Source organism: Rhodococcus olei (assembly GCF_039540555.1).
Classification (GTDB): Bacteria; Actinomycetota; Actinomycetes; order Mycobacteriales; family Mycobacteriaceae; genus Rhodococcus_G; species Rhodococcus_G olei.
Genome location: NZ_BAABFB010000062.1, coordinates 1 through 9,420, shown reverse-complemented (window position 1 = coordinate 9,420; position 9,420 = coordinate 1). Strand labels below are relative to the sequence as shown.

Annotated in this window: 9 protein-coding genes, 1 tRNA gene and 1 pseudogene; 3 read left to right on the top strand and 8 right to left on the bottom strand. The window is 68.0% G+C overall.

Translation table 11 applies throughout. The annotated features are described in order from the left end of the window. Positions 1-103 precede the first annotated feature (103 nt). Positions 104-325: a hypothetical protein gene (locus tag ABD951_RS20105; RefSeq protein WP_345349137.1), complete on the bottom strand. Its 222-nt coding sequence runs from the start codon at positions 323-325 to the stop codon at positions 104-106. A gap of 337 nt (positions 326-662) precedes the next feature. Between ABD951_RS20105 and ABD951_RS20100 the strand changes: the two genes are divergently transcribed. Then, entirely contained in the window at positions 663-932 is a 270-nt protein-coding gene (locus ABD951_RS20100; RefSeq protein ID WP_345349134.1) for a hypothetical protein, read from the top strand. 89 nt (positions 933-1,021) lie between these two features. On the opposite strand, the pseudogene ABD951_RS20095 reads toward ABD951_RS20100, so the two are convergent. The 6 genes and pseudogenes from ABD951_RS20095 to ABD951_RS20070 all read right to left on the bottom strand — a co-directional run. Beyond that, a pseudogene (locus tag ABD951_RS20095) lies at positions 1,022-1,189 on the bottom strand (dihydropteroate synthase); the annotation flags it as partial. Further along, a complete protein-coding gene (folE, locus tag ABD951_RS20090) occupies positions 1,186-1,842 on the bottom strand; it encodes a GTP cyclohydrolase I FolE (RefSeq protein ID WP_345349131.1) in 657 nt (218 codons plus the stop codon). The pseudogene ABD951_RS20095 and the gene folE, both read right to left, overlap by 4 nt. A 253-nt stretch (positions 1,843-2,095) precedes the next feature. After that, the gene (locus ABD951_RS20085; RefSeq protein ID WP_345349128.1) at positions 2,096-2,779 is read right to left on the bottom strand and encodes a hypothetical protein; all 684 of its coding nucleotides are present in this window, start codon (positions 2,777-2,779) and stop codon (positions 2,096-2,098) included. A gap of 818 nt (positions 2,780-3,597) precedes the next feature. Next, the gene (locus ABD951_RS20080) at positions 3,598-3,798 is read right to left on the bottom strand and encodes a hypothetical protein (protein WP_345349125.1); all 201 of its coding nucleotides are present in this window, start codon (positions 3,796-3,798) and stop codon (positions 3,598-3,600) included. 813 nt (positions 3,799-4,611) lie between these two features. Then, positions 4,612-4,857, bottom strand: a complete 246-nt coding sequence (locus ABD951_RS20075; RefSeq protein WP_345349122.1) for a hypothetical protein — start codon at positions 4,855-4,857, stop codon at positions 4,612-4,614. Between the two features lie 285 nt (positions 4,858-5,142). Next, positions 5,143-6,225, bottom strand: coding sequence for a lipid II:glycine glycyltransferase FemX (locus ABD951_RS20070; RefSeq protein WP_345349119.1), 1,083 nt, complete (start codon positions 6,223-6,225; stop codon positions 5,143-5,145). A gap of 432 nt (positions 6,226-6,657) precedes the next feature. Here ABD951_RS20070 and ABD951_RS20065 point away from each other — a divergent pair. After that, positions 6,658-6,731 (top strand) — tRNA-Ile (locus ABD951_RS20065). Positions 6,732-7,166: 435 nt separating this feature from the next. Beyond that, positions 7,167-7,313, top strand: coding sequence for a hypothetical protein (locus ABD951_RS20055; protein ID WP_345349116.1), 147 nt, complete (start codon positions 7,167-7,169; stop codon positions 7,311-7,313). A 204-nt stretch (positions 7,314-7,517) separates the two neighbouring features. Here the strand turns inward: ABD951_RS20055 and ABD951_RS20050 are convergent, their stop codons facing one another. Next, the gene (locus tag ABD951_RS20050) at positions 7,518-9,338 is read right to left on the bottom strand and encodes an alpha/beta hydrolase family protein (protein ID WP_345349113.1); all 1,821 of its coding nucleotides are present in this window, start codon (positions 9,336-9,338) and stop codon (positions 7,518-7,520) included. Positions 9,339-9,420 lie beyond the last annotated feature (82 nt).

Genomic DNA, 9,420 nt, shown 5'->3' with positions numbered 1-9,420 from the left:
CCAGACATCCCGGGGTGCGCCCAGCAGACGACGAGTCAGTCCAGCCCCACCGGCCGATAGCGGAGATTACGACGAATAGCCTGGCAGAGACGGCAATTTCGGGCTACCAAATCGCGAGCTGCTGACTCTCCGACCCCGCCGCGGCGGCTGCCCCACGGCGCCGACGGCCGCGCCGCTGGTACCCGCCGGTCTCGGTGATCTCGATTCGCTCGACCTCGTGACGCGGATCCACGCCGGCCGCCTCGGCGATCGCGATCCTCACCAGCACCCGCTGCTCGAGCGCGGCGCGGTCGGCCTCCGACCCGCGGGACTCCCACGCCTGCATCCACTGCGGCGAGCCCGGCCGCGGCGCACCAAGGACGGTGTCCGGGGCCCGTTCGAGCAGGACGTCGATCTACTCCGCGACCGCCTCCGCGGCCTCGGCGATCGCCTCCTGCGACACTCCCCTCGGCCCATACGCGCAGTGTAGGACTGCGGACTCCGACACCGCTCCCCTGTCGAGCCCGGGCGCTTCTCCGGGCTCGACAGGCGGCTCGAAACCGACCGATTGCTGGACAAGGGCTCAGGCCGGGCCGTCGGGAGCGCAGCGCGGGCGACGCGCCGCGAGGGTGTCGCGGAATCGCCCGAATGAGAGACCACCCGAACAGCCGCACAACTATGCGGTGAGCGAGTTCGGATCAACGGTTTGCACCCTGGCGATCGCGGACACCGACATCTTGTCGATCGCCGGTCGCCGGTACGCGAACTCTTACCCTGATGTGCGCGGCAGCATGGCGGTTGATGTAGCGGTAGAGCGTGGCGGGGCTGAATACGACGACGCGGCGATCTCGGCTTTCGGGGTGCCGGCCTCGACCGCGCCGGAGGATTCGGGGAACGGCACGGTGGTCACGGCGTCCTCGGCGCCGGCCACCGTCGGCCCGCCTCACTGGTGATGCGCTTGCGACACCGTCCCCCCGTCCGCCCGCTGGCAGGGCAACCCATCGCGCAAACGAGCATCCAACCTCATGCGACATCGTCGACTCCCGATGACGTCGACGATGTCGACACCGCGACGCTTCGGTTCGAGTCCGCGCGGCAGGGCCGCGTCCCGGTCGAGGAAGCGGCCGCCGTCAGAGAACGAGTCGGTGGTCACGTTCAGCACACCCATGACGACGGTGCGCCCGGGCTTCGGCAACTCGATCATGGTCACTTGCGCAGGATGAGGTTCAGAGCCTCGGAGCGCGAGGCGGCACTGGACTGCAGAAGTCCCCGGACCGCCGACGTGGTCGTGCTCGCCCCCGGCTTGCGGATTCCGCGCATCGCCATACACAGGTGTTCGGCCTCGATCACGACGATCACGCCGCGCGGATCGAGCTTGCGCATCACGGCGTCGGCGATCTGGCTGGTCAGCCGCTCCTGAACCTGCGGACGCTTCGCGTAGAGATCGACGACCCGGGCGATCTTCGAAAGCCCGGTGACCCGGCCCGTGGAGCCGGGAATGTAGCCGACGTGGGCGACCCCGTGGAACGACACCAGATGGTGCTCACACGTGGAGTACAGCGGAATGTCCCGAACGAGGACGAGTTCCTGGTGCGCCTCGTCGAACGTCGTGCTCAGGACGTCGTCCGGGTCGGTGTAGAGACCCGCGAACACCTCGCGGTACGAGCGCGCGACGCGGGCCGGTGTATCGCTCAGTCCGGGACGGTCGGGGTTCTCACCGATGGCGATCAACAGTTCACGGACCGCTGCCTCGGCTCGGGCCTGGTCGAACACCCGACCCGTCTCGAGCGCAACGAGACCAAGCTCCGCTGCGACCGCAGGAGCCGGATACCGCTGCGCGTCGAGCGGATCACCTTCACCCATCGGACGGTCTACTCACTCCGTCGGCTCGTGGTTCCCGCGCACTGGTCCCGACGGCACGACCAAGGCAGATACAACTGCGGACTCACCTCTCGATGGCGTGCTCTCCAGGATATCGCTGACGGCACGACCGCCAGGAACGGCTCGAGTGGGATCTGCTGCTCGCACCGCATCACTGCTCGAAGAACGACGCCAGGGCGACGAGACCGTGATCGGTATCGACCCCCAACCTCGGTGTGCATTCAGACGTACAGATTCACTTCTTTCTGATGGGTGCGGACAGTTGACCTTCGGCGGATTCGCCGTCGTACAGCCATTCGGCGTCGCCCCACGGGCCGGAGCGTTCCCAACCGTTCTCGGCGAGAACCTCGTCGGCGACCGCCGGGGTCATGCAGCTGCCCTCGAAGTCGTGGAAACCGAGCCGACGGACATCGTCGTCGATGGAGGTGTCCAGGATCTCGACGCCGTTGCGGGGTGCGTCGACGAAGGCGACGGCGGTGTACCTGCGGGTCCGGTTCACCCCGGCCAAGACATCCAGGTTGTCGATGGTGAGGCGGAACAGGATCCCCTGCAACAGACGTGATGTGACCTCCTGCAGGCAGACGGTCTCGCCGGTCTCCCGGTTGGCTTCCGTGAACACGACCGGGCCATAGATGTTCTGCGCGAGCCGACCGCCGAGGATCGACAGCAGGCCGTTCACGAGGAGGTTGACCTGCAGGCCGGTGGCCCCGAGTGCGCCGTTCTCGTCGACCCACATGTACAGGGTCCGCTCCGGGTACTCGGCCGTGGTGGTGATCCTGCCGATCTCGCCGAGCGGGACAGCCTCGACCCCGCCGACCCCGATGGCTTTGCGGAGGTCGGCCGGCACGGTGCCGGTGGGCCCCTCGGTGAGGTCGATCAGGTCCACCGCACCGTCGACATCCACTCGTAGAGCCTTCATGGTTCCCCCACCATCCTTCCCAGAGCAGCCGTCCGGTGAGACGCCGGCAACGGCGAGTTCGCCGATGCCGGCGCATCGCCAGCGAGGTCACCGCATACCGGCCCGGCAACCGGTCGGGGCCGAGTTCGTCGGCCAGTGTCCGCGCCAATTCCGCGACTTTCGTCGCGGGCGGCTCGGTTCCGCTCCGGACGCCGGGGATCGTGGTCGCGCTGGCCGGTCCAGCGACGATGGTGCGGCACAGGAACTCGGCGTCGCTGAGATCGACCGCCAACGAGTGGATCACGAAATGCCCGCCTTCGCGGACCCGCAGTCGTGACGCATGCACCTTCGTCGCCGGTGACCGCTGTGCGGCTGCGGACGTGGACGTGGTGAGATCCACCCGGGATCCGATCCACGCCCCCGGGTCGGATGCGAACAACTGCGCAGCACGAAAACTCCACAGCCGGGCCGGTGCTTCGTCGAACCCGGCGGCGCCGGTGAACGTCGCCTCGCCGAACCTCACGGCGCAGGCGGATCTCGCAGACGTCGAGGTCGGGTGCTCATTGCGGATCAGCTGCTGTGGCAGGGATTGCATGCACGAGATGGGCCTCACCCCACTCGCTCATCTCGTCGAGCGACACTCCCCTCGCGCCCATACGCGCAGTGTAGGACTGCGGACTCCGACACCGCTCCCCTGTCGAGCCCGGGCGCTTCTCCGGGCTCGACAGGGATCTCGAAACCGACCGATTGTGGACGGAGGCTTGACCTACCCGGCACCCCTCGATCCGAACCGGCCGGCCGGCCGACCAACCACCGACCGAATGTTCCATTCACTCGATCTACTCGACTGAACAGTTCCGTTCACTCGGTGGGGCGGCGGGCTCGGGGGTGGCCTCGGGGACCGCTGCGGCGCGGTGGGCCAGGGCGGGCCGCGCGAGGAGTTCGATGCCGAGCAGGGTGAGGACGGCGATCAGGATCGTGACGACCACGACGGTCCCGGACGGGTACCGCCAGAAGACCAGCACCGCGATGGCGATCACGACGACGGCGACCCGCTCAGCGGCACCCCACTGCCCTGGCGATCTGGGCCGCCCCGCGGGGTGGAGATCTTCCAGTCCGAAGATCTCGTCAAGGCGCAACGTCTGGTGAACTGGCTCGACAAGGCATCCGGGCGTTGGCGCTGGTCGGGGCCGCGCTCGCGATCGCGATGGGGATCCTCGCGGTGGCGATCAGTGTCGGCCGGTCCGTCTACCTCGGGGCGGTCCCGACCGACGTCCTGCCGCCGAGCGCGGCGGGGGTGCTGTTCGACACCGTCGCTCTGCCGCTGCGCACCACGGTGCGCGCGGTGTTCGTGCTCGGCGTGCTGATCGGGATCATCGGGGAACTGGCCCCGCTAATCGACAGCGTGCGCAGCGACCTCACCGATCGCGGGTTCGCCTTCGTGCAACGGCTGCCCGAGGCGAACTGCGTGCGGCTGCGCCGGCGCCGGTGGAAGCGGCGCCCGCCGCTCCGACCTCCGGGCATCCGGCGCTGCGGTGGACGGCGCTTCGGTCATGGCCGGTCTCCCTCCGTCGCGCACGTCCCCGCTCCAGCCTCGTGGCAACATCTCGCGGCGCCATCACCCGCCCAGGGTGAAACCGTTCGGCTTGACGGAATTCCGTTCCGCGGCGGACGATGTGCGGGCTCTCCACCGACACGATCCGGGCCCCAACGGTTCAGATGCAACTTCCGAGCGCGCGGCGCACGAGCCACATACACGGCGCCCCACATAGTGCGCGGCGAGCTGGCGCATCGACCAATCAACCGAAAACCGGGATTACGACCTTTCGCCTTGGCAGTCAGCTGTTTCCGGGCTACCGGATCGCGAGCTGCTGGCTCTCCGGCTGACGGTTCCGGCAACTGTCGCCCGACGTCGACAGCCCACGCCGCGGGCTCCCGCCGGTTTCGTTGAACCGGGTCCGCGGTGACAGCACTCCCGCACGCCGAGCCCGCTCGATCTCGTGGCGCGGATCCACACCGGCCGCCTCGGCGATCGCGGTCTTCACCCGCATCCGCTGCCCGAGGGCGCACGGCCGGCTGCCGACTCGCGCGACTCCCACGCCTGCCGCCACTGCGGCGAACCGGGTCGCGCCGCCCCGATCACGGCGTCGGTGGCGCGTTCGAGCAGGACGTCGATCTTCTCCGTGAATGGGTGTCGCCACGGTTGATCGCAGTACAGTTTGATCTTGGTGCGCTCCAGAGGGCGGTGCACCGCACCAGGCTCCGGCGGCGCCACTTCGGCGGCGCCGGAGTTGTCTGCGGGAACCCTTTCGGGGCTATTCTTCGTCTCCGAGTCGCCAGGGTTTGCCGGGATCGCCGTAGTGCAGCGGCATGCCGGGGCAGGGTCAGTAGAAGAGGGTGCCGCGCAGCACCATCGACAAGCGCTTGCACTCACGTTCGTACCCCGCCGCCCAGATCCGGCTCCGCCACCCGCTCAGCGGAATGTCCCACGCACCGACGCGGTCGGTGACCTCCTTGTGGAAGCTGCGTTTGAACTTGCCGATGCCGCAGAAGGAGCGCTCCGGGTTGTCGACCTCCGACGACGGCGGCGTGCCGCACAGGTCGTACTCGAGTGCGCCGCACCGCTTGGCCCAGCGCATGACCTCCCACTGAAGTGCGTGGCCGATGCCCTGCGATCCCAGTCCGTTGACGGCGGAGTCCCCCGCCGATTTGCGCACCGACCCCGTGTGCAGGCCGATCACCTTGGTGCCCAGCCGCATCTCGAAGGACGCCGTCGCGACACGCCCGTCGATCCGGGCGAAGAACATCTGCCCGTTCCCGCTCGCGGCATACCGCTGGTAGGTGGATCGGCAGTACTCGCGACTGCGCAACCCGAAACGGCCGTCCCCGGCCTCGGCGAGCAGGTCGTAGAGGATGTCGCAGTTCTCGTCGGTGGCCGGCACCCGCTCGACCACCACGCCGTCACGGGTCGCCCGTTTGATCGCGCGGCGCGCGCCGTTGCTGAAGCCGGCGAGAATCTGGTCCTCGGTGCCGTGCAGGTCCACGATCACGGTGTGCTGGTTGGGCGTGTATCTCCCGGCGAACCGGTAGCCCGCGGCACGCAGCTGCCGGGTCGTCTCCTCGTCGGCCTCGACCCGGGGGTCGATGCGCAGCACGAAGGCACCCCGTGCTGCCGCATAGGCCGCCAGCGCCCGCGCCTTGGGCAGCACCTCGCCGACGGCGACCCCGGACGGCCCGCACGGCACGATCCACAACCGACCGAGCAGCGGAACCTTCTTGACGTGCACGGTCACCGCGTCGCCGCCGACGAACAGGTACCGGATCGTGTAGCCGAGAGATTGCTTGGCCCTCGCATTGCCGAGGCCGCGCCAGACGTCCCCGCCATCCGCGGCGCGTGTGACGAACTCGTCCCACGCCGCCACCTCGAGGGCGTCCGCCTCACGCACCACACCAACCCAGACCGGCACTGCCGCTCCCTTCGTGCGGCCCGCCGACCCCGTTGAGGGCCGGACCCGGCGGGCCTTCGCCGTTCCGCGAAGGGGCGACAACGACGCAACGAGGAGGCTAACCGAACTCCGATGTGACTCGCGAGAACAGATCAAGGGGTTTCATGGTGGCGGAACATTCTTCGAGAATCGTTCGATTTCAAGGTGTTACACAACCGGATGGTGGCGACTCATCGGCGAACCGGAGGTTGAGCTCGAACGCCCCGGGGATTGCCTGGCTGCCGGGTGCCGCGTCCGAATCCGTGGGGCCCCCGAGCTGTCGCGGACGCTCCGACGGCGCCACATGCGCTGATCGCTCCGGGCCGCCCCACCACCTCCCGTCGAGCATTCGGCCGGTCGCGGACATGCCGGGGTCCGCCGGTAGCATCGGGTGCGCCCGGCGAGCGGGTGGACGGGGCGGTAGCTCAGTAGGTCAGAGCCGTGGACTCATAATCCATTGGTCGCGGGTGCGAGCCCCGCCCGCCCCACGTGGATGCCCTCTCCAAAGCGGGAAAGGGGGCATCCAACGTCTGTGTTCATCGCTTGTGGCGACGGTTCGATCCAACAGATCCGCCACCTCGGCGTGCTGTCGACCGCGCGCCATGTACCCCCGAGTCATCGAAACGTGCCGGTGGCCCAGCTGATCGGCGCCCACACGCGCCGACAGGCGCACGGCAGCCCCCTCCCGCGGCCCGGGGAGTTACCGGTTACGGTGGGCGACGCCGCGAATGCGACGCGCAATGCAGTGACAACGCGACAATCACCCTCGGACATCACCCCGTGAACCGGGAGATCCTCCCATGAACCTTCAACCCAAACCCGGGCGGCGACAACGATTTTCGGTCGGGGCCAGGGTGAGAACCCCCCACTCACTCGACACCCAACTCCCCGCAGACCAGTGGCCCCTCGCCTCCGGTGTGATCGTGGACGAATTCGACGTGGGCGCGATCAGCGCGCGGTCGTACGGACGCGATTGGGCCCACCCGCGGCGATGGGCGATCGCCCTCGACGACGGACATCTGATCTTCCGCGACAACGAAGACCTCGACGACGACCTCGACCACGAATGAGCCCCGCCCACAACGGCACCGGGGCGACGAGACCGTGATCGGTGTCGACCCCCACAACTCCATTCATCTCGCAACTGTCTGCCGCGCCAACGGGCCTGGTCGCCGCGGTCAACGCTGCCCGTCAAACCCCATGGTCACCAACAACAACCCGAAACCTGCCTGGGCAGTTTCAACTACCTCGGGCGGATCGCCGCCGACCTACAGCTAGCCGAGCGCTTTGACCGCGGTCCCGGCCTCGCTGTGCGCGAGGTCTTTATTGCCGGCAATGACGGCTCGAGGTGCGAGCCCATTGTCGATGACGAACCGCATCAGTCGCTCGAGTGAGTCCCTGACTTCCTGCAGTGCGATCAACCGTGTGGACTTGGCGTCGCTGAATGCGGTGAGTCTGTTGATCTGTGCGCATACCTGCGTTTCCACCGCCGCGAGTTGGTACCAGAGATTGGCATCCGTCGGCAGATCCAGAAGTTTGCGCGCGTGCTCAACAGTCACTCGCAGCATGACGGATTTCAGGTCGAGTGCCGAACGGTCGCCTTCTCCACCACCGGCCACTGCGGTCGCCGCGATCGCCGCACCGGTCCCGGCGAGTCCGCCGAGCAGCGCGAGCCCGCCAACCATGCCGCCGGGTCCGAACGCGGCCAAACCGCCGGTGATGGCGGCGGCCCCGGCAGCAGTGGCCTGGGCCGCGGCGATCAACCCGATGGGTCCCGCAGCGAGCAGGGCCACGCCTGCCGCGGCGGTGAGTACACGTCCCCACGGGACGCCGCCGCGGCGGTTCAGGGACTTCTGCACTTCTTCGACGGCGCGAACCACCTTGGTTCCCACATCTGGGCTCAATCCCATGGCGACTGCGATGTCGGGGAGGGCGCGCATGGGTGCTCGGTCGACGTCAACCTCGTAGGGGTCGACCGCATTGGTGAGGGCGAGGACGACCAGCTCGCTGACCGCCTCGTGCAGCTCCCAGCGGTGCGGCACCGGAGGGAGGACGCCATCCACGAGCTGGTGCAACTCGCTGGCCAGGGGCTGTTGGCCGATGGTGGCAAGTTCTTCGATCTCGGTGACAATCTGATCCTGCCGAAGGCAAAGCGCCCCGGCGTAGCGGGCGGCGGTTTCCTGGTTCTTGATGTGCCGGGCGACGGCATGACCGTAGTGGAGCAGCAGCAGGATCGAGGCCTGGGCATCGGTCAGCCGTACCGCGATTCCCGACCGGGCCAGGACCAGCCCCTTGGACGGACGCACGATCTCAGCAACCAGGCCCGCCACCGCGGGGTGGCCGAGGTGTTTGCTTGCGACGTGTTCGCGTGCGCCGATGTCGACGACGAAGTCTTGCGCGGCAGGGAAGGTCGTGGCCAGGCCTCGTCCGCCGGTCACGATATCGGTGGGGTTGAAGAAGTTGGACCAGTCGTCGACGCGGGCGTAAGGGAAGCGTTTGAGGAGTCGCTCACTTCCCTGGTGAAGGGAGGGCGTGCCGGCGGGACTGCCGATGGTGATGAAGCGCCGCACGTGGACACTGTCGGGGAGGTGATCGAGCAGGTCGATCGCGATGACACTGCCGAGACTGTGCCCGATCAAAACGATCTCGTCGCCGTAGTCCTGGTCCAGCAGGAAACGCAGGACCGCGCCGCGGAGGCCCTCATTACGTACGTAGCGGCGCACCTGGCCCAGATTGGACAACGAAACATGTCCAATCAGGAGCTTCTGCATGGCGTTGAATGCCCCCTCGGGCACAACATGCACGCCAGGCCCCGCCGGGGTCGCCTCGAGCCCGAGGGTCCTCTCGATCCGTGCCTGCCGCCGCGCGAATGCCAACCGCGCTGCAGTGTCGTCCTTGACGCGGTAGGTCGTCGGGGGCAGCTTCGCGTTGATCCCGTCGGTGGACAGGATCGAGCTGTAGCACGGGGCGAGGGTCTCGGAAGGATCAAGTGGATCGTGACCGGACTGCGTCAAACCACGATTGAGGCCGTCCAGCCAGCCAGCCTGCGGGTCACCATCCCCGATCCCGTGCAGGAACACGACCTTCGCCGCCACGGCCTCACTCCTTAGAGAGCATCTGAAAACTCGGTGAGCGTCGGCGTGTGACAGGTGAGATACGGCGAACTCCTGGTAGGTC

What these genes read in the sequence shown, in the direction of transcription:
- ABD951_RS20105 (WP_345349137.1), bottom strand. Translation starts at nt 325, where the DNA reads ATGCAGGCGTGGGAGTCCCGCGGGTCGGAGGCCGACCGCGCCGCGCTC.
- folE (WP_345349131.1), bottom strand. Translation starts at nt 1,842, where the DNA reads ATGGGTGAAGGTGATCCGCTCGACGCGCAGCGGTATCCGGCTCCTGCG.
- ABD951_RS20085 (WP_345349128.1), bottom strand. Translation starts at nt 2,779, where the DNA reads ATGAAGGCTCTACGAGTGGATGTCGACGGTGCGGTGGACCTGATCGAC.